A 19,567-nucleotide genomic window follows, 5' to 3' on the forward strand; every position below is an offset into this window, starting at 1 on the left:
CGTGGTCTCCAACTAAACATGTGAATCCGCTCTACATCTTAGGTTTAGAGCAGATTCACCGGGTTTGATGGATCGCCTTCGGCGATTCGTCAAACCCGGATCTGCTCTAGCCGGCGCCAAGAGCCTTGAGCCCTTGACCACGGTCATCCTTCGACAGGCTCAGGATGAGGGTAAGTACCTGAAACATAATACCCTCACCCTGAGCCTGTCGAAGGGTGATGGTGGCCGGCATGGTCCCGCCGCCAACAAAAAAGGGGAATGCGAAGCATTCCCCTCGTCGTTGCCGCGGCGGAGGGTGCCGTCAGGTCTGCGGCTCCACCGAGACGTAGGTCCGGCCGCCGGCCTTGGTCCGGAAGGCCACCGTGCCCCCGGTCAGCGCGAAGATCGTGTGATCGCGGCCCATGCCGACGTTCTCGCCGGGATGGAACTTGGTGCCGCGCTGGCGCACGATGATGTTGCCGGGGATGACGATCTCGCCGCCGTACTTCTTGACGCCGAGCCGGCGTCCGGCGGAGTCGCGCCCGTTGCGCGAAGAACCGCCTGCTTTCTTGTGGGCCATGGCGCGTTACTCCTCGTTCTTCTTGGCCGGCGCTTTCTTGGCCGGTGTTTTCTTGGCGGGGGTCTTCTTGGCGGCCGCCTTGGCCGGGGCCTTCTTAGCCGGTGTCTTCTTAGCCGGTGTCTTCTTCGCCGGGGCCTTCTTGGCCGGGGCCTTGGCCTCGGTCTTCGGCTTGCTTTCGGTTTTCGGCTTCGCGGCGGGCTTCGCGGCGGCCTCGTCCTTCGCCTCGGTCTTGGGCTTCGCGGGCGCCTTTGCCTCGGTCTTGGGCGGCTTGGCGGCCTTTGCCTTGGACGGCTTCTTGCCGTCGGTCAGGATCTCGGTCACCCGCAGCACGGTCAGGTCCTGGCGGTGGCCGTTGCGGCGGCGGTGGTTCTTGCGGCGCTTCTTCTTGAAGACGATGATCTTGGGGCCGCGGCCCTGTTCGATCACCTCGGCGGCGACGGTCGCGCCGGCAACCAGCGGGGTGCCCACCGTCGCGCTCTCGCCTTCGCCCACCATCAGGACGTCCTCGAAGGCCACGGTCTCACCGGGCTCGCCGTCGATCTTCTCGACCTTGACGACCTGATCCTTGGCGACGCGGTATTGCTTGCCGCCGGTCTTGATGACTGCGTACATCTGCTGGCTTTTCGTTCTCGAGTTAAGCGCCAAAATCCGCGCCGCGCGGGCTGTCCCTGCGGCCGGACCGGCGCACTATAGCCATGAAGGACCCCCTGTCAACACGGCACGCGCGCCCTTCAGGCGCTGGCCTGCGCGCGCTCTCCGGCGGCCCGGCCGTTCAGGGTCAGGATCGCGGTCACCGCGCCCTCGGGCTCGTAACCCCGGGCCACCAGGCGCCCGCTGGCCGGCTCGGCCATCATGGCGAGGCGGGTCATGGGATTGAGGATCGGTGGCGTCACCCAGGCGAAGTCCTCGTCCGCCGCGGCCTGGCTCTGCTCCATCAACCGGCAGCGGGTTTCGCTGACCACGCCGCGCGGCCGCGCCCGCTCCTCGACCTCGATCCAGTGGTTGGCGGTCGCGACTTCCGCGGCCTCGCGGACGAAGGCCCGGTCCTCGAGGCGCTCGATGACGCAGCCCTCGCCCGGTTCCGGGCCGCAGAGCGTGAAGATCACCGGCAGGGCGACCGGCGTCTCGGTCAGAAGCCGCTTGGCCTCGGCGTAGTCCGGCGCGGTCTCGAAGGCGAGGCGCAGCAGGTGGGACGGCGGCAGGGCCCGGCGCTCGCCGGTCCTGATGCGCGCGGCCAGCCAGTCGAACACCAGGAGGCCGGTCACCCGCTTGAGCGGCGCCTGGTTGATCGAGGCGGCGAAGCGCCCGGGCGCCAGCGCCTGCAGGGCGCCGGTGAAGCCGGGCCAGGTCAGGTCGATCCAGGACCCGGCCGCGGCCTGGCGCCGAACCGCCACGACGTTGCGGCCGAGGCCGGGCTGGCGCCAGTCGAGCACGCGCAGCAGGCGGTTGCCGCCGCCGGGCGCCGGCGCCACGCCGGCGGTGCAGGCCCACTCGTAGTTGAGGTTCATAAACCAGCCGCCGGGCCGGCCGAGCGCCTCGGCGACCGCCGCGGTCTCCTCGAAATAGGGGCTCCCGGCCCGTTCAAGCCAGGCCCGCGTGCGCCGGTCGCCCAGCGCCAGCACGGGGCGCGGCGTCAGGAAGCTCGACCGGTCGAGGATCGCGTCGACCCGCGCCCGCGCCGACTCGAGCAGCGCGACCGGGGGTTCCCCGTCCAGGTCGAAGACCGGGATCGGGGGCAGGGCGTGGGAAGCGTCGTCCGGCATGACCGCAATGTAGTGTCGCCGCCGCGGCCGGGAAAGATGGGACAAGCGCCCGCCCACCTTGCCAGGACCGGGCGCCTTGGCTAGTGTGCCGCGCCGCGACCGGGAGCCGGATTTTGGCCGGGCTCCCCAAGCCCCGCGCGGAGGGATGCCGGAGTGGTTGAACGGGGCGGTCTCGAAAACCGTTGTGCGCGCGAGCGTACCGAGGGTTCGAATCCCTCTCCCTCCGCCATCCTGCTTCGCGCTCCGCGCTTCGCAGGATTTGCTGCATACCCCTGAAGCGAAGCAGGATGCCCTTCGAAGCTTTAGCGAAGAAGGGCTTTCTCCGGTGCACTCTGTCTATTTGATCGAAAGCGTACATTCCGCGTCGCGTCGCTATGTCGGTCTAACGACAGACCTGAAACAAAGGCTCGCAGACCACAACGCCGGCAAATCGGCCCATACTTCCAAATTCAAGCCGTGGCGTCTTGTCACCTACCTAGCCTTTTCGGAACGTTCCAAGGCCGAGTCGTTTGAGCGCTATCTCAAGTCGGGTTCCGGTCACGCATTTGCCAAGAGACGCTTGTGGTGAAGCCCTGCTTCGCGCTCCGCGCTTCGCAGGATTTGGTCGACGAGGCCCTCGCCTGCGGCTGGTCCCCGATTGGCAGGGCATCGTCCGATGTGTGATACTCCCGCCCGAAACGGCGAGGAGCGAAGGCCATGCGTGACCGTGACGTCGGACAATCTCCGCTTTGGATGGGGGTTCTCGTAGCCGCGTCGATTCTGTTCAGCTTCGCCCTGGCGTGCGGCATGCCCTTCGCCGCTCTCGGCGCGCTCGGCGCCCTGACGCTGGTCCCGCGCAGCGCTTTCCTTTTGGCCGGGCTCGGCTGGCTCGCCAACCAGATGATCGGTTACGGCTTCCTCGGCTATCCGCTCGACGCGATAACCCTGGCCTGGGGTGTCGCGCTCGGGCTCTCGGCGCTCGCCGGGGTCGGCGCGGCGATCCTGTCGTTGCGGCTCGCGAGAAAGGCCGGCCTCGCCCTCGCGATCCCGGTCGCCTTTGTCGCCAGCTGGGCCGCCCAGCAGGGCACGGTCTTCGCGGCCAGCCTTCTGCTGGGCGCGACTGCCTCGGCTTTTGCTCCCGCCGTGCTCTGGTTCATCTTCTGGACCAACGCCGTGGCCTTCGCCGGCCTTCTCGCCGTCCAATGGATGGGAGGACGGATCGGCTTGGCCCGTCCACCGCTGGGTCAGGCGGCCGGATAGAAGATCGCCCCCGGCAGGTAGGCGCTCGGGAGTTCCATGCCCACAGGCAGGGCCCGCTCCGTGGCGAGGTGATCCGGCAGCAGATGGGTGTGCGGCCCCGCGGGTGACCGCCCGCCGGGTTCGGGGATTGGCGTCAGAACCTCGATGCGCCCCAGAGCGCTCTCCACCACGCGCGCCGGGCTGTCTCGCAGCAGGATCGGCGCGAGGCTCGGCATGGCCGCCGCCAGGGCGTCGCCGGTCGCGCCGGCGAGCGCGTCCTGGGCCGCCCCGGTGCCGCAGCGGACGCAGAAACGCGCCTCCTCGCGTCCGAGCCCCAGGTCGTAGAGGCGCTGTTCCCGATCCTCGCGCCTGATCGCGGCGCTGTCGGGGCCGAGATCGGCCAGCGCCGCGGCCGCAGTCAAACGCCCGCGCTCCCGCTTCACCGCGAGGACGACCCGCTGGCGATCCACCGGCGTGTCGGGCGGGTCGAAGGTGAGCGCGCGCACCCGCTCGTCGATCAGAAACCTTAGGTTCCCGCCGGAATTGGAGGCCTCGATGCGGCCACCGTCCGTTTCAACGCCGACGCGGTCGCCCGGCGTGGTGCTGAACTCAGCGAGCGCTCCGACGACGCCGATGACCCACGTCCCGGTGGCGCTGCGCAGGCTGCGGGTGGCGAAGGTCCGGATCTCTTCGGTCTTCCAGGGCAGACGTCGGCAGGTCACGCCGAGAGCCCGGAGCCGCTCCGGCAGCGCTTCCCAGACCGCGGCGCGCCATGGGTCGGTCTGGCCGCGCCATCCGGCGATCTCGTCGCCGCTGCGGGCGCAGCCCAGACACCAGCCGGTGGTGTCGTCGAGCTTGCAGATTCCGACGCAGGGGCTTGCCAATGCCACCGGGTCACCTCTCGGATTCTGGGGCAAGCGCCGTCTTCCTGCTTCGCGCTTCGCAGGATCTGCCGCGGACCCGGATGCGCAGAAGGATGCCCCAGGAAGCGTTGGCGAAGAAGGGCTTTCTTCGCTTCGGCATCAGACGATCCGATACACTTCCCCGGAGCCGATGTCGCGGTAGAGGTCGACCCGTTCGCCGTCCCAGTGGTAGTCGAGGTGCCGGCCCTGCACCGGGCTGGCGGCCAGGTCCGGGTAGAACAGGCCGGCGCACTCGCCGCCCGCGCAGCGCACGCTCGGGTAGACGATCCCTTCGCTGCCGTCCGCGCGCAGGCGGGCGCCCATTGCCTGGGCGGCGGCGTAGTCGTCGGGATCGAGCGCCGCGGCGTGGGCCGCCGCGTCGATGCGCAGGTCGTGGAGCTCGGCGCTCACCTCGAGCACGATCTCGCGGAACTGGGAGGTCCAGCCAGCGGCTTCTCCGGTCCGGGCCATGAAGCGGCCGTGGTGGTAGACCGTCTCGAGCAGGGCGACCTCGAAACGGTCGCCGACATAGAGCACGCCGTAGGCGCCGGCGCTGAAGCGGGTCGGGCGGTCGGCGCTGACATGGGTGAAGGACGCCATCAGGAAGCTGGCGCCCGGCCCGCCGACCCGCCGCGCCTCCGGGACCAGATCGAGGGTGCCGATCGTCTCCATCAGCCGGGGGTTGGTCTTCTGCTCGGCCGAGATCAGGAGCGGCCAGTCGGCCGGATCGGCGATGTCCTCGAAGAGATCGATCGGCGGATAGAGGCTCCGGATGATGCGCACGGCGCCCCGCCACGCGACGGCGGAGACCGGGATCGGCGCGGCCCCGGTCACCAGCCGCCGCGTTCCGCGTCGAGATAGCGGCGCACGCGCATCAGGTCGGTCAGCTCGCCGCCCAGCATGACGTCGAGCGCCGAACGCCCGCCGAAGGCCTCGTTGGGCGCCTTGATCCAGGCATAGGCCCGCTCGGGCGCGCGGAAGATCAGGCGCAGCGCCTTATGGATGCCCATGATGTTGGACAGCCGCGCCTTGCCGTCGCGCGTGATCCGCTTTGCGCCTTGGACCTTCCAGCGGCGATAGGTCCGGAGCGGCAGGTCGAGCAGGCGTGCGGCCTGCTCGTCGGTCACCGCCCAGTGGCGGAACAGGGTGAGCGCGGCGCGGAACATGGCCGCCGCCTCCTCGTCGGTGATCGGCGCGGGCGCGAAGGCGCGGGGGCGGGTATCGACGGGCACCAGGTGGCGCATGGCGGACTCCTACACTATGGCAATATATAGTGGAAACCATGCTATTTGGCAAGTCCGCCCCCGGCGATGCCCGCGAGGAGGAGAGAAATTATCCATGAATATCACATAGTTGACGCAAACCGCCGGGCTTTCAGGCCGCGGGCCGGGCGCGCTCCTCATCGGCTGGCGCGCTCTTCGGCTTCGCAAGCGGCTCCGGCCTCCGTTCCACCTCCTGCCGGCGCTCGAGCCGCGGGCGCCAGACCCCGAGGATCACATTGGCAACCGACAGCGCCAGGATCACGATCAGCGCCGACCACTCGTAGGCGATCACCTCGTCGAGCCGCGCCACCGCGTCCTCGCCCTCGGCGATCCGCCGCGCGAGATCGGCCGCGGGTCCGGCCTTGAACCCGGCGATCGTCAGCACGCCCTTGAACATGATGATGCCCATGGCCGCCTTGACCCAGGCCCAGCGCTTGTCGAGGTAGGGCTGGTGCACCGCCATGGAGAGCAGGCCGGAGATCAGGGCGACCGCCAGGGACGGCACCAGGATATAGCTGCTGAGCGCCGCGATCGACTGCCTGAGGTCCGCGTAGGCCGCCGGCGTTCCCTGCGGCGCCCAGGCCAGCAGGACCATGTAGCCGAGCAGGCCGCCGATCAGGCCGCAGGCGGCCAGCGTGTGCAGGATCTTCAGAGTCTTGCGCAGCGGCACCATGTCGCCTCACTTGTGTTGCCCGGGCTGCCGACGGTTCGGCGGAGCGGCCCCACTCTAACGGGCAAGGCGGCAATTCGGCCAGCCGGGTTCGCGCTCACGCCACGTCGGTCGCCGTGTCGAGCAACACGTAGAGGCCGGCGAGGATCATGGCGACGGGCCCCAGCGTTTCCAGGCGCCGGACCAGTGCCGCCGCCCTGGCCGCGACCCGGGCGAGCAGGAACGCGGCGGCGCTCAGGCCCGCGATCGACGCCAGGCCGCCGGCGAACACCGCGGGGTCGTAGGTCGCGCTGCTGTCGGCGAAGAGCGCGGTCATGACGACGAAAGAGTCCGAGGTCAGCGAGAGGAAGAGCAGCAGCGTGAGCAGGAACGACGCCGGCGCCCGGCCGAGCTTCGCCTCCGCGCTTCCGGGTCGAAGGTTGGTCCAGAGCCCCCGGAGGCCCAGGCCGATCGGCACCAGGCCGAGCCACGAGATCCATCCCGCCGGCAGCGCGGCGCCGCCACCGCCGCCCAGGAGCAGGGCGGCGAGCAGCGCGACCAGCTGCGAGCCCGCGAAGCCGCCCGCCGCGCGGCGCGGGCCCAGCGACGGCATGAGCGCGAAGAGCAGCGCCATGTTGTCGAAGTTCGTGGCGACATGGGCCAGCGCCACCGAAAGGACAAATCCGGCGCCGGTCATCCCGGTCGCCTGCCGAAACCTGCGCGTCGCCTGAGGGCCTTATCTGGACCCGTCGGAGACCGCATCCTGCTACTTTTGCCCGGCCCGGTCACTGCGGTGGCACGTCTGGTGCAGCCCCTGTCTCATCTGCCGAATCGGCAGTCGGACACTCTGTCCACGGCCCCATCGGGTCACACAACGGCTGACATCAGGAAGACCGATCCACCGACACTGATGCAGGGATGCGGGATGACTGCTTGCCGGTCAATCACCTCGAACCCGCAGCGCTCGTAGAGGCGCACAGCCCCGACGTTCTCTGAAAAGACGCGCAGTGATAGGCGCGGCAATCTTCGCGCATCCGCTATTTCTCTTGCACATGCCAGGAACCGACTGCCCAGACCCTGTCCTCGTGCCTCTGGCAGACAACAAAGCTCCGCAATGAACAGACTGTCCGGATCGCGGAGCAGGCGATAGGGTCTCAAGGCCTGTTCAAGATCCGACGGCAAGGTAGGGCTGTCGTCGGTTTCGGGCCCGTTTGGCGATTTCTTCTCTTCGGGATAAGCGATCATGACGCCGAGCCGACGGCTGTCTGCCTCTGCCAGGACTGCATTTGCGAAGCAGACATCGTGCGTGGGATCGGCCAGGTATCTCGCCCCGGAAGCTTCTACCGGCTCACCATCATCAGAGAGGGCCTTCCATACCGCAGGCCAAACGCCCTCTGAAGACTCGGCGACCAGAGGGACTATGAAAGGTATGTCCGCACTCGTCGCCCAACGATAGGGCTTCGTTAACGCGGGTCGAGCCGAGGCGGATGCCATGCCGTTCATGCCTTGGCGCCTTCGTGGACAGCGTCGAATCGGATCCCGGCGCTGTGCGGCGCGTCGGCGGTGTGTGGTGCACGGATCGTGGCGGTTCCCATCGGTGAAGACTATCAAACCGGATCGGGCACCAACATCCTGAGGATGCGATATCCGAAGATCTCCCTCCCTTGCCGTCGGGAGTGATTTGCAGGAACGGCAGCTTGTTGGGATAGCTTGACCGAAATCCGCTAGACTGACGACCGACGCCCAGTGCCCAGGTTTGTCGCCGTCGTTCTACCGGCATCCCTGACGCCACGATCCCGACCAGAGACGGAGCCCCATGAGCAAGGCCTTTACCAAGGAGACCGAGGCGGAGGAGCCGGAAGCCGAGCCGGCCCCGCTGCCCAAGGGGAAGAACTACGTCACCCCCAAGGGCCTGCGCCTGCTGCGCGAGGAGTTCGACCAGCTGCGCCGGGTCGAGCGGCCCAAGGTGGTCGAGGTGGTGGCCTGGGCGGCGGGCAACGGCGACCGGTCGGAGAACGGCGACTACATCTACGGCAAGAAGCGTCTGCGCGAGATCGACCGCCGCCTGCGCTTTCTCCTGAAGCGGATCGAGAGCGCCGAAGTGGTCGACCCGACGCGCCAGAAGAACCACGACCGGGTGTTCTTCGGCGCCACAGTCACCTTCGTCGACGCCGACGCCGACCTGGACGACGAGGGGACCACCCTGCGCATCGTCGGCATCGACGAAGCCAGCGCCGCGCGCGGCGAGGTGAGCTGGGTCTCGCCCATCGCCCGCGCCCTGATGAAGGCCGAGGAGGGCGACGTGGTCGCCTTCGAGACCCCGACGGGGACGCGGCAGATCGAAGTGCTCAAGATCGCCTACGAGGAAGATTGAGAGTGAAGCGCATGCCTCGTTCGACCAAGATCCTGCTCGCCGCCCTGGTCGGGCTCGCCGTGCCGCTGGCGGGGATGGCCAGCCAGGACATTCCCGACATGTATCCGGACTCGCCGCTCTATTCGAAGCCGGTCGAGGTGATCCCCCACGTCTGGTCGGCGATCGGGGCGACCGCGCCGCCGGGCAAGGACAACGCCGGCCACAACAACAACCTCAGCTTCATCGTCACCGGCGACGGCGTGGTGGTGATCAATAGCGGCGGCTGCGCCTGCCTCGCCGAGGCGCTGCACAAGGAGATCAAGGCGGTCACCGACCAGCCGGTGAAGCTGGTGGTCAACGAGAACGGCCAGGGCCACGCCATGCTCGGCAACAGCTATTGGGCCAAGCAGGGCGTGCCGATCCTGGCCCACGTCGACGCTGCCGCCGACTTCGAGGAGAGCGGCCACGAGGACCTGGCGCGCATGCGGCGCTTCAACGGCCCGCTCGCGGAGGGCACCGAGGTCGTGATGCCCACGGAGACCTTCGAAGAGGCGCGCATCGTCGAGATGGGCGGCTTCCGGATCGAGGTGCGCTACCTGGGGCCGGCCCACAGCCCGGGCGACACCGTGGTCTGGCTGCCCGAGCAGAGCCTGGTCATCTCCGGCGACATGGCCTTTCACGAGCGCCTGCTGCCGATCTTCGAGGACACGGTGACCGCCGACTGGCTCGAGACCTGGGAGAACGAGTTCGAGGCGCTGAACGCGACCTATGTGATCCCCGGCCACGGTCACCCGACCAACATGGCCCAGGTGCGCCGCTACACCCGCGACTACCTGGTCCACCTGAGGGGCGAGATCCGCAAGCACCTGGACGCCGGCGGCACGCTGGAACAGGCCTACTACGTCGACCAGAGCGCCTACGCCAAGCTCGACACCTTCGAGGAGCTGGCCACCCGCAACGCCGGCTACGTCTACGTCGAGATGGAGTTCGAGTAGCCGCTTCGCGGCCGATCGTGGCTCGCGGCCCCGCTCGATACAAACTTGTTGGAGCAAATTCACCGGGGCTCGCAGCCACCGCGCGTGGAGTTGTGCCGGAGTGGTTGAACGAAGCAGTCTCGAAAGCCGTTGCGCGGGCGATCGTCCTGTTCCCCAGCCTTATTCGAACCATTCGGCCCGGTTTCATCGGTAAAAGGCTGCGTCAAACTCGCTTTTACAGAGCATGAAACCCTAGAATGGGCGAGCTATCTCGATTGATTAACCCGAGATAGCGTACCGGCCGCTCGAAACTCCTGAATTGACATCGCAACGATGTTCCTTGGATCCGCGAGGTAGGCGATCAGAAAGTGGAAAACAGGAACTACTGGATCTTCCAGTACACGAATCAAAGCCGCACCGATGAGCTCCTAAGGCAAGGATCGATGGGCGACGTGGTTCCATGGCTCTGGAACGAACGTCGTAATGAGCCGCAATCGGGGGATGTTGTTTTCTTCTTGCGGGCCGGTAATCCGCCAAGAAAGTACCCCCGCAATAGGCCCTGGCGGGGGTTCACAGGGATCGGCGGTGTCTCGGGGCCGCCGGTAGGTTTGGAGGACCTGCAGACCCGCCGAGGCGTTCCTGTGGAAACAATCGCCTTCTCGCCAGACGATCCGGTACCCGACTGGTGGGTTTGGCACGACCACCGGGTTGCCGCAGCCAGCGTGCTCTTTGGCCAGCAGGGAACCAACTTCGCGATCGGCCAACCGGCAGCCCAAGCCTTGGCCCGAGCTATGCTCCACAACGACAGTCTTAAGGGCCCGGGCGAGAAGCTGCTGAACGCGATAGGCCCGGAGCCTGGTGACGCGCTGACGGAGCGAATCGAACGCTCGCGAGGCTGGGTCAACAACCACGTGGCCCGGAGCCTGCAGGCAGCCCGCGCCTTCAGCGGCCAGTCAACGCGGCGCGGAGAACTCACTTGGACCCACCTATTGATCGGGCTGATCGTGCTCGGCCGAGAGCTGCGACCCGAGGCCCGTACGAGCGCTCTGGCCGTGGCCTTGCATGGCTTGGCTGTTCCCAACGGCGACGAGGCTCGCTTCAAGGACTACTTGCGGCTCTTGAGGGATCGGAAGGGTGAGCCGCAAGATATCAATCGCCGCGAAGCTGAATTGGTCAACCGCCTTAGTCCAAGTGCTGCGAAGGTTATCGAGAAAGCCGCGCGTATCTCGGGCGATGAACTGATCACTGCAGAGGCTTTACTGGCGGCGCTGTTGCAGGCTTCGGCGCACCAAGCCGATGAAGTCTATGAAGAGCTGTTTCTGACCGACCGGAACGGGCTGATCGATGGCCTAATAGAGGGTGCCCGGGAACGGTGTCCGCCCAAGGACCTGGAGCGCTTTGCCAATTGGCTGGACCGGACTGTGCCGCCTGACACGAAGGTGCCACCGCCCGAACCCGACGAGCCCCTGGAGGATACGAAGGAACCACCGCCCGACGCGAAGGTGCCACCGCCGGAACCCGACGAGCCCCCGGAGGACACGAACGAACCGCCCCGAGGAGAGGACGCGACGGTACTCGGCCCTCGCATCGCCGGAACGCTCAATGACACCGTGAAACGGGGCGAAGACTTTCTCGATGTCCGGCATGAAGCCCGGGCCTTCGCTCGCCTCATCGCGTCGAACGGGTTCGAGCCGCCGCTCGCGATCGGTGTGTTTGGCCATTGGGGGACGGGCAAGACGTTCTTCATGGAGCGAATAGCCGAGGCGCTGGATGACCTTACCAAGCGCCCCTCGGCACCCAGTCCGGAGACGCCTTCTGCGTTCCACGGCAATATCGTTCCGATCCGCTTCAACGCGTGGCACTACATGGAAACCAACGTCTGGGCGAGCCTGGTCGACGTGATCTTTCGAGAACTGGACGGTTGGCTGCGTCGCAAGGTCGCCGACCAGCAGCGCGGCGATCAGGTCGAGACATTGTTTGAAAGCCTGTCGACGGCCCAGGCAGAGCGGCTTGAGGCAATCGAGGCTTTTGCCGACAGGCTGCGGGACATGGAGTCCGCCCGCCAGACCCTGCAGACCGCCAACACGGCCGAGGCGAAACACTGGGCTGCGGTCGCGGGCGAGATCGTTGGGCAAGACGAAACGAGAAAGGCCTTCCACCAAGTGGCCGAGGCATTCGGCCTGAACAAACTGGCTGATGAGGGCGTTAAGCTGCACGCGGCGATCGAGAAGACCCGCGGCGCCGCGTCCGACGCTGAAGTGCTTTGGACATCGCTGCGCTCCCGCGTTTCCTCGCCTCTCATGCTGATGCTTTTGACCGCCCTGGTGCTCGGCCTGCCCGTGCTCCTGTCCTTGTTGGCGAAAAAGATCGACATCGAGCCAACAGTATCGACGCTCACCGGGCTAGCGACAGCCGCAACGGCCTGGGTCAGCATCGTCGCTGCCCGTACGAAAGGCGTGGTTGCGGCGCTCCGCACCTTGAAGACAGCGTTCGACAAGGTCGAGGCTGAACGGTCCAAGGCGAAGAAGAACACGCTCGCCCACTACGAGACCAAGATCAACGAGGCGCAGACCGCGCTGAACCTTGCCGAACAAGCTGCCGCGATCGCGCAGAGGAACCTGCGTGCCGGCTCGGCGACCGGCCGAATTGCCGCATTCATTCGATCGCGCGCGGAAGGCGACACCTACGCCAAGCATCTCGGGATTATCGACACAATCCGCCGCGATTTCGAGCAGCTCACAGCGCTGATGGCGACTTCTCGAGATCAGGCGCAACGAGAGATCGACGCGCTGAAGCGTCAACAAGAAGACCTCGCGATGCGGATCGAGGCCCTGCGAGCCCGTTTTCTCGGCGATAATGCGAGTGAGGCCGACAACGAGCTTTTCCGCCCGGTCGGCGACGCCTTGGACCGAATGAAGGAAGTCAACAAGCCGGAAAACCCCCTCGGCGTATCGATCGACCGCATCGTCTTGTTCATCGACGACCTAGACCGTTGCCCACCGGACAAGGTCTACCGCGTGCTGCAGGCGGTCCATCTGTTCCTCAACTTTCCCCTCTTCGTGATCGTCGTGGGCGTGGATACGCGCTGGATGGAGGCCTCCCTGGTCAAGGAACTAGGGACGCTGGTTGACGGCAGCGGTGGTACCAGCGCGCAGGACTACTTGGAGAAGATCTTCCAAATTCCCTACTGGACCCGCCGTATGGATCCGAGTTCAAGTCGCGGGTTCGTTGGCGGTGTCCTGAAGGGAATCCCGGCTGATCTTCCACCAGATGTGACGGAACCTTCCGCCGGGACCAAGGCGGCAACAGGTCCAGACGGCGAGACCCTAGGAGAGACCGGTTCGGCCGGCGTGCCATCGGCGGGCTCACCGGCCGCCCTGACCGGCCAGGCACGCGTTGACGACTCGAACGGTGCCCAAGAGCCGCCGGCGGGGGATGAAGAGGCCGTCACCGCTGAAGAGGCGGGGGAGGAAGAAGAAGGGTCGGGGGAGGAAGAGGAGGACCGTCCTGAGATCACGCCCCGCGCGGTGGTCATCAACGATGACGAGCGTGAGATGATTCAGCTGGTGGCTCCCCAGGCTGGCCGTTCTCCGCGTCAGTTGCTGCGTTTCGTGAACGTTTATGGCCTGATCAAATCCGTGACGGACGAGGATGGGGCGCCACTGATCGATCCGACCAGCGACCACGTTACCTACCGGGCCCTGCTCGCGCAGCTCGCCATTGCGACCGGATCACCGGCTTCCGCGGGCATCTACTTTGACGCCCTCGCTCGGTGCTCCGGGAACTTCTCGAGGTTGGGAGAACTAATCGAAACCACCCCTGATACATCTGAAGCAGAACTAGAGGACCTGCGCACCATTATGCGCGGACTCTTCACTATCCTGGGAATTCAGCTAGCGGCATCGGAAAAAACAGATGGATGGCCGCTCGTAGAAGACCGCCTAGCGAGGCCGGTTTTGACTAAACTGCAAGAAACCGCTCCGATCGCCCGCCGCTACACTTTCGCGTCGATCGATGCGATCCTGGCGACACCCATGCCAGAAGACATGCAGGATCCGGTTCAAGCGCTCACTCGCGCCGCCGACTGAAGTCCGCCGCCCCGGTGAACCCTTCCCTGCCATTGGGAATCCCCATGATACGGCGCTAAGATGCCGCCCCGGCAGACCCGCCTATAGGACCCCGATGCCCGACCTGAGGGACATGGAGCTCTTGGCCGCGCTCGCGCGCAACCGGCACTTCGGCCGGGCGGCGGCCGAGTGCGGCATCTCCCAGCCGGCCTTCTCGGAGCGGATCCGCAACCTGGAGCTCGACCTGGGGGCGCCGATCGTCAAGCGCGGCAACCGCTTCATGGGCTTCACCCAGGAGGGCGAGATCGCGCTGCGCTGGGCGCACCAGATGATCGCCGACGCCCGCGGTCTGCGCCAGGAGATCGACCGCGCCCGGGGCGTCCTCTCCGGTCAGCTCCTGGTCGGCGCGGTGCCGACCACCTTGACCTTCGTCGCCAACATCGCGGCCCAGCTGCGCAAGGCCCACCCGGCGCTGACCATCCAGGTCTTCTCCCACTCCTCGGCCGAGATCTCCCAGGGGCTGGAGGACTTCTCGCTCGACGCCGGGGTGACCTACCTGGAGAGCACCCTGCCGGCCGCCAGCGCGTCCGAGGCGATCTATGCCGAACGCTACGAGCTGCTGCTGCCGCGGGCGCTGGCGCCGGACCTGGAGGGCGAGATCTCATGGCGGGCGGCGGCGCGCTTCCCGCTCTGCCTCTTGACCCGCAACATGCTGAACCGGCGCTTCATCGACGAGGCCTTCCAGGCCGCCGGGGCCGAGCCCAACCTGGTGATGGAGACCAACGCCTTCACCGCGGCCCTGGTCCAGGTCTCGAGCGGGACGGCGGCGACCATCGCCCCGGAAGTCATGGCCGACAGCATCGCCATGACCAGCGACGTCCTGAGGTTAAGACTTGTCGAGCCGCTGGTGGAAAAGCCGATCGGTGTCGTGATCTCCGAGCGGGAGCCGGTCCTGCCGGCGGTCGAGGCCCTGATGTCCTGCATGAAGGCGGCTCGGCAATAGCCCTAGCAGGCTGCTGACAAAGTGCTCAGTCGGAACCATCACCCTTCGACAAGAGTGCGGAGCACTTGCGCTACGCGCGGGTGAGGGCAAAATGTTTCAAGCACTTACCCTTATCCTGAGCGTGTCGAAGGATGACCGTGATCAAGGGCTCAGGCGTATTTCGGCACCCTGCTAGGGCAATAGCCTCAGCCGAAGGCGTCTTCGGCAGTTCCGATTTGCTCCCGGCAGGCCCCGGGCGGATGATGGGATCTCCACGCGAAGGAGATGAGCGATGAGCCCTCTGGACGGCGGCGCCGGCGATGGACCCGGTGTCTGGAAATCCGGCCGCGGCAAGGGCCGCGCGACGCCCAAGGGGCGGCAGCTCGAGGATCGGGCGCTGGCCGAGGTGCTGGCGCTCCTGGGCGAGCGGCCGCGCCGGCGCGATCTCCTGATCGAGTTCCTGCACCTGATCCAGGACGCCCACGGCTGCCTCTCGGCGGCCCACCTGCGGGCGCTGGCCGAGGAGATGCGCCTGGCCCAGGCCGAGGTCTACGAGGTCGCCACCTTCTATGCCCACTTCGACGTTGTGAAGGAGGGCGAGGCGGCTCCACCTGCGCTGACCATCCGGGTCTGCGACTCCCTGTCGTGCGAGCTGGCCGGGGCGCAGGACCTGCTGAAGGACCTGGCGAAGACCTACAACGGCGGCGGTGAGGTCCGCGTGCTGCGTGCGCCCTGCATGGGCCGCTGCGACACCGCGCCGACCCTGGAGCTCGGCCACAACCACATCGACCACGCCACGCCGGAGAAGGTCGCCGAGGCCATCGCCGGGGGCGACACCCACGCCCATATCCCCGACTACCAGGCCTTCGAGGCCTACGTTGCCGAGGGCGGCTACGAGACCCTGAAGGCGCTGCGCGGCGGCGCCAGGACGCCGGAAGAGGTCCAGCAGTCGGTGCTCGATTCGGGCCTGCGCGGCCTCGGCGGCGCCGGCTTCCCCTCGGGCCGCAAGTGGGGCTTCGTGCGCGCCGCCGAGGGCACCAAGTACCTCGCCATCAACGGCGACGAGGGCGAGCCTGGCACCTTCAAGGACCGCTACTACCTGGAGCGCACCCCGCACCTCTTCCTCGAAGGCATGCTGATCGCCGGCTGGGCGGTCGAGGCCGAGACCTGCTTCATCTACATGCGCGACGAGTATCCCGCCGTGCTGGAGCTACTGCGCCGCGAGATCGCCGCGCTCGAGGCCGCCGGCATCGTGGCGCCGGGGCACATCGACCTGCGGCGCGGCGCCGGCGCCTACATCTGCGGCGAAGAGAGCGCCATGATCGAGAGCATCGAGGGCAAGCGTGGCCTGCCGCGGCACCGGCCGCCCTACGTGGCGCAAGTCGGTATCTTCGATCGCCCGACCCTGGTGCACAATGTCGAGACGCTCCACTGGGTCGCCCGGGTCTGCCGCGAGGGCCCGGAGTGCCTCAACGCGACCGAGAAGAACGGCCGCAGGGGCCTGCGCTCCTACTCGGTCTCGGGCCGGGTCAAGAGCCCGGGCGTCTACCTGCTGCCCGCCGGCTCGACCATCACCGACCTGATCGAGGCCTCCGGCGGCATGCTGGAGGGCCACGCCTTCAAGGCCTACCAGCCGGGCGGTCCCTCGGCCGGAATCCTGCCCGCCGCGATGAACGACATCCCGCTCGACTTCGACACGCTGCAGCCCCACGGCAGCTTCATCGGCTCGGCGGCGGTGGTCGTGCTGTCGGATAAGGACAGGGCGCGGGACGCGGCGCTCAACATGCTGCGCTTCTTCGAGGACGAGAGCTGCGGCCAGTGCACCCCTTGCCGGGTCGGCTGCGAGAAGGCGGTCAAGCTGATGCAGGCCGAGAAGTGGGACAAGCCGCTGCTCGAGGAGCTCTCGACGGCGATGGTCGACGCCTCGATCTGCGGCCTCGGCCAGGCGGCGCCCAACCCGATCCGCCTCACCATGAAACACTTCCCGGACGAGGTCTGAGCCATGACCGATCTCATCACCTTCACGCTGGACGGCCAGGAGGTCGAGGCGGCGCCTGGCGAGACCATCTGGGAGGTCGCCAAGCGGGCCGGCACCCTGATCCCCCACCTCTGCCACAAGGACGCGCCCGGCTACCGCTCCGACGGCAACTGTCGCGCCTGCATGGTCGAGATCGAGGGCGAGCGGACCCTGGCCGCCTCCTGCATCCGCGAGCCGGCCGACGGCATGGTGGTGAATTCCCAGGGCGAGCGTCCGGCCAAGGCGCGCAAGATGGTCATGGAGATGCTGGTCGCCGACCAGCCCGAGCGCGCCGAGGCCCACGACCGCTCGTCGCACCTCTGGCAGATGGCCGACCTCCAGGGCGTCGCGGACAGCCGCTTTCCCAAGCTAGAGCCGAACCGCGTTCCCCTGCTCGACGATTCCCACCTCGCCATGAAGGTCAACCTGGACGCCTGCATTCACTGCAACCTCTGCGTCCGCGCCTGCCGCGAGGTCCAGGTCAACGACGTGATCGGCATGGCCGGCCGCGGCCACGACGCCCAGATCGTGTTCGACATGGACGATCCCATGGGCCGGTCGACCTGCGTCGCCTGTGGCGAGTGCGTGCAGGCCTGCCCGACGGGCGCGTTGATGGAGGCCACGGTGCTGGACGATGCGCAGCGCGGCGACCGGCGGGACTACGACCGCGAAGTCGAGAGCGTCTGCCCGTTCTGCGGCGTCGGCTGCCAGATCAGCTACAAGGTCAAGGACGACGAGATCGTCCGGGTCGACGGCATCGAGGGGCCGGCCAACCAGAGCCGGCTCTGCGTGAAGGGCCGCTTCGGCTTCGACTACGTCGCCCATCCGCACCGCTTGACCAAGCCGCTGATCCGCCGCGAGGACGCGCCGGCCAAGGGCCTGAACGTCGATCCGGCCCATTGGCGCAGCCACTTCCGCGAGGCGACCTGGGAGGAGGCGCTCGACGCCGCGGCCGGCGGCCTCGCCCGGCTGCGCGACCAGCACGGCGGCCGCGCCGTCGCCGGCTTCGGCTCGGCCAAGTGCTCCAACGAGGAGGCCTACCTGTTCCAGAAGCTGATCCGCCAAGGCTTCGGGCACAACAACGTGGACCACTGCACACGGCTGTGCCACGCCTCCTCGGTGGCGGCGCTGATGGAGAACGTCGGCTCGGGCGCGGTGACCGCGACCTTCAACGAGATCGAGAACGCCGACGTGGCGATCATGATCGGATGCAATCCGACCGAGAACCATCCCGTCGCCGCGACCTACTTCAAGCAGTTCGTGAAGCGCGGCGGCAAGCTGATCGTCATGGACCCGCGCGGCCAGGGTCTGAAGCGCCACGCGACCCACATGCTGCAGTTCCGACCTGGCACCGACGTGGCGATGCTCAACGCGATCATGCACGTGATCGTCGAGGAGGAGCTCTACGACGAACAGTACATCCAGGCGATGACCGAGGGCTTCGACACGCTGAAGACGCACCTTGCAGGCTTTCCGCCCGAGAAGATGGCCGAGATCTGCGGGATCGACGCCGACACACTGCGCGAGGTCGCCCGGACCTTCGCCCGGGCCGAGGCGGGGCTGATCTTCTGGGGCATGGGCATCAGCCAGCACGTCCACGGCACCGACAACTCGCGCTGCCTGATCAGCCTGGCCCTGATGTGCGGCCACGTCGGCCGTCCGGGCGCGGGCCTGCACCCGCTCAGGGGCCAGAACAACGTCCAGGGCGCCTCCGACGCCGGCCTCATCCCCATGGTGCTGCCGGACTACCAGCCGGTCGCCCAGGGGCCGGTGCGCGAGCTGTTCCGCGATATCTGGGGCAGCGAGATCGATCCCCAGCCGGGCCTCACCGTGGTCGAGATCATGGACGCGGTCCACGAAGGCAAGATCAGGGGCATGTACATTCTGGGCGAGAACCCGGCCATGTCCGACCCCGACGTGGAGCACGCGCGCCACGCCCTGGAGAAGCTGGGACACCTGGTGGTCCAGGATATCTTCCTGACCGAGACGGCGAACTACGCCGACGTGATTCTGCCGGCGACCGCCTGGGCCGAGAAAACCGGCACCGTGACCAACACCAACCGCCAGGTCCAGATGGGCCGTCCGGCGGTGCCGCCGCCGGGCGAGGCCAGGGAAGACTGGTGGATCACCAACGAGATCGCCAAGCGCGTCGGGCTCGACTGGGACTATAGCCACCCGAGCGAGGTCTTCGCCGAGATGAAGCGCTCGATGAAGTCGCTCGACAACATCACCTGGGACCGGCTCGTGGCCGAGAACGTGGTGACCTATCCCTCGCTCGCGCCGGACGACCCGGGCCAGGCCATCGTGTTCGGTGACGCCTTCCCGCGGCCCGAGGGCCGGGCCAAGTTCACCCCCGCCGCGATCGTGCCGCCGGCCGAGACGCCGGACCCCGAGTATCCGATGATCCTGACCACGGGGCGCCAGCTCGAGCACTGGCACACCGGTTCGATGACCCGGCGGGCGAGCGTGCTCGACTGGGCCGAGCCCGAGGCGAACGCCTCGCTGCACCCCAAGACCCTGCGCCGGCTGGGTATCGAGCCGGGCGAGCTTCTGCGGATCGAGACCCGCCGCGGGTCGATCGAGATCATGGCCCGCGCCGACCGCGCGGTCGCCGAGGACATGGTCTTCGTGCCCTTCGCCTACGTCGAGGCGGCGGCCAACGTGCTGACCAACCCGCAGCTCGACCCCTACGGCAAGATCCCCGAGTTCAAGTTCGCGGCCTGCCGCGTCGAGAAGGCCGGCGAAGACGTGGTCGCGGCGGAGTAGGGGCGTGTCCTCAGCCGGTGCAATCGCGCGTTAACCGGCGATTGCCTCGATCTAC

The 19,567-nt window shown here is 67.3% G+C and carries 15 protein-coding genes, 1 tRNA gene and 1 pseudogene; 8 read left to right on the forward strand and 9 right to left on the reverse strand.

Going from position 1 to position 19,567, the window contains the following annotated elements; all coding sequences use genetic code 11:
* Positions 1-301 precede the first annotated feature (301 nt).
* The 3 genes and pseudogenes from rpmA to QNJ67_05310 form a co-directional block, all read right to left on the reverse strand.
* Positions 302-559: a 50S ribosomal protein L27 gene (gene rpmA / locus QNJ67_05300; GenBank protein MDJ0608373.1), complete on the reverse strand. Its 258-nt coding sequence runs from the start codon at positions 557-559 to the stop codon at positions 302-304.
* Between the two features lie 315 nt (positions 560-874).
* Positions 875-1,171: pseudogene (rplU, locus tag QNJ67_05305) on the reverse strand (50S ribosomal protein L21).
* Positions 1,172-1,290: 119 nt separating this feature from the next.
* Positions 1,291-2,367 carry a hypothetical protein gene (locus QNJ67_05310; GenBank protein MDJ0608374.1) on the reverse strand — a complete coding sequence of 359 codons (1,077 nt, stop codon included), beginning with the start codon at positions 2,365-2,367 and terminating at the stop codon, positions 1,291-1,293.
* A gap of 94 nt (positions 2,368-2,461) precedes the next feature.
* On the opposite strand from QNJ67_05310, the gene QNJ67_05315 reads away from it, so the two are divergent.
* A tRNA-Ser gene (locus QNJ67_05315) sits at positions 2,462-2,551 on the forward strand.
* 467 nt (positions 2,552-3,018) lie between these two features.
* A complete protein-coding gene (locus tag QNJ67_05320) occupies positions 3,019-3,561 on the forward strand; it encodes a hypothetical protein (GenBank protein MDJ0608375.1) in 543 nt (180 codons plus the stop codon).
* Here the strand turns inward: QNJ67_05320 and QNJ67_05325 are convergent.
* From QNJ67_05325 to QNJ67_05350, 6 genes are all read right to left on the reverse strand, one after another.
* Positions 3,546-4,430, reverse strand: coding sequence for a DUF1289 domain-containing protein (locus QNJ67_05325; GenBank protein ID MDJ0608376.1), 885 nt, complete (start codon positions 4,428-4,430; stop codon positions 3,546-3,548). The two genes, QNJ67_05320 and QNJ67_05325, sit on opposite strands and share 16 nt — an antisense overlap.
* A 132-nt stretch (positions 4,431-4,562) precedes the next feature.
* Positions 4,563-5,276: an RES family NAD+ phosphorylase gene (locus tag QNJ67_05330; protein ID MDJ0608377.1), complete on the reverse strand. Its 714-nt coding sequence runs from the start codon at positions 5,274-5,276 to the stop codon at positions 4,563-4,565.
* Entirely contained in the window at positions 5,273-5,686 is a 414-nt protein-coding gene (locus tag QNJ67_05335) for an MbcA/ParS/Xre antitoxin family protein (protein MDJ0608378.1), read from the reverse strand. The genes QNJ67_05330 and QNJ67_05335 overlap by 4 nt, the downstream gene beginning before the upstream one ends.
* A gap of 130 nt (positions 5,687-5,816) precedes the next feature.
* Positions 5,817-6,377: a DUF2269 family protein gene (locus tag QNJ67_05340; protein ID MDJ0608379.1), complete on the reverse strand. Its 561-nt coding sequence runs from the start codon at positions 6,375-6,377 to the stop codon at positions 5,817-5,819.
* A 94-nt stretch (positions 6,378-6,471) separates the two neighbouring features.
* Positions 6,472-7,050, reverse strand: coding sequence for a hypothetical protein (locus tag QNJ67_05345; protein MDJ0608380.1), 579 nt, complete (start codon positions 7,048-7,050; stop codon positions 6,472-6,474).
* A 170-nt stretch (positions 7,051-7,220) separates the two neighbouring features.
* Positions 7,221-7,856: a GNAT family N-acetyltransferase gene (locus tag QNJ67_05350; protein ID MDJ0608381.1), complete on the reverse strand. Its 636-nt coding sequence runs from the start codon at positions 7,854-7,856 to the stop codon at positions 7,221-7,223.
* Between the two features lie 313 nt (positions 7,857-8,169).
* On the opposite strand from QNJ67_05350, the gene greB reads away from it, so the two are divergent.
* The 6 genes from greB to fdhF all read left to right on the forward strand — a co-directional run bounded on the left by greB (position 8,170) and on the right by fdhF (position 19,512).
* Positions 8,170-8,727: a transcription elongation factor GreB gene (gene greB, locus QNJ67_05355; protein ID MDJ0608382.1), complete on the forward strand. Its 558-nt coding sequence runs from the start codon at positions 8,170-8,172 to the stop codon at positions 8,725-8,727.
* An 11-nt stretch (positions 8,728-8,738) separates the two neighbouring features.
* Complete coding sequence (locus QNJ67_05360; protein ID MDJ0608383.1) at positions 8,739-9,701, forward strand: MBL fold metallo-hydrolase; 963 nt, start codon at positions 8,739-8,741, stop codon at positions 9,699-9,701.
* A gap of 347 nt (positions 9,702-10,048) precedes the next feature.
* Positions 10,049-13,768, forward strand: coding sequence for a P-loop NTPase fold protein (locus QNJ67_05365; protein ID MDJ0608384.1), 3,720 nt, complete (start codon positions 10,049-10,051; stop codon positions 13,766-13,768).
* A 94-nt stretch (positions 13,769-13,862) separates the two neighbouring features.
* A complete protein-coding gene (locus tag QNJ67_05370; GenBank protein ID MDJ0608385.1) occupies positions 13,863-14,750 on the forward strand; it encodes a LysR family transcriptional regulator in 888 nt (295 codons plus the stop codon).
* Positions 14,751-15,021: 271 nt separating this feature from the next.
* Positions 15,022-16,728 (forward strand): NAD(P)H-dependent oxidoreductase subunit E, encoded by a 1,707-nt coding sequence (locus QNJ67_05375; protein ID MDJ0608386.1) that lies wholly within the window; start codon positions 15,022-15,024, stop codon positions 16,726-16,728.
* A gap of 3 nt (positions 16,729-16,731) precedes the next feature.
* On the forward strand, positions 16,732-19,512 hold the full coding sequence (fdhF, locus tag QNJ67_05380) for a formate dehydrogenase subunit alpha (protein MDJ0608387.1): 2,781 nt from the start codon (positions 16,732-16,734) through the stop codon (positions 19,510-19,512).
* Positions 19,513-19,567: the final 55 nt, after the last annotated feature.

This window comes from Kiloniellales bacterium (assembly GCA_030064845.1).
Lineage (GTDB): Bacteria > Pseudomonadota > Alphaproteobacteria > Kiloniellales > JAKSDN01 > JASJEC01.

Bases quoted from the DNA above. Each gene is read 5' to 3' on its own strand.
- rpmA (MDJ0608373.1), bottom strand. From the start codon at position 559: ATGGCCCACAAGAAAGCAGGCGGTTCTTCGCGCAACGGGCGCGACTCC.
- QNJ67_05320 (MDJ0608375.1), top strand. From the start codon at position 3,019: ATGCGTGACCGTGACGTCGGACAATCTCCGCTTTGGATGGGGGTTCTC.
- QNJ67_05335 (MDJ0608378.1), bottom strand. From the start codon at position 5,686: ATGCGCCACCTGGTGCCCGTCGATACCCGCCCCCGCGCCTTCGCGCCC.
- QNJ67_05340 (MDJ0608379.1), bottom strand. From the start codon at position 6,377: ATGGTGCCGCTGCGCAAGACTCTGAAGATCCTGCACACGCTGGCCGCC.
- QNJ67_05345 (MDJ0608380.1), bottom strand. From the start codon at position 7,050: ATGACCGGCGCCGGATTTGTCCTTTCGGTGGCGCTGGCCCATGTCGCC.
- QNJ67_05350 (MDJ0608381.1), bottom strand. From the start codon at position 7,856: ATGAACGGCATGGCATCCGCCTCGGCTCGACCCGCGTTAACGAAGCCC.
- greB (MDJ0608382.1), top strand. From the start codon at position 8,170: ATGAGCAAGGCCTTTACCAAGGAGACCGAGGCGGAGGAGCCGGAAGCC.
- QNJ67_05360 (MDJ0608383.1), top strand. From the start codon at position 8,739: ATGCCTCGTTCGACCAAGATCCTGCTCGCCGCCCTGGTCGGGCTCGCC.
- QNJ67_05370 (MDJ0608385.1), top strand. From the start codon at position 13,863: ATGCCCGACCTGAGGGACATGGAGCTCTTGGCCGCGCTCGCGCGCAAC.
- QNJ67_05375 (MDJ0608386.1), top strand. From the start codon at position 15,022: ATGAGCCCTCTGGACGGCGGCGCCGGCGATGGACCCGGTGTCTGGAAA.
- fdhF (MDJ0608387.1), top strand. From the start codon at position 16,732: ATGACCGATCTCATCACCTTCACGCTGGACGGCCAGGAGGTCGAGGCG.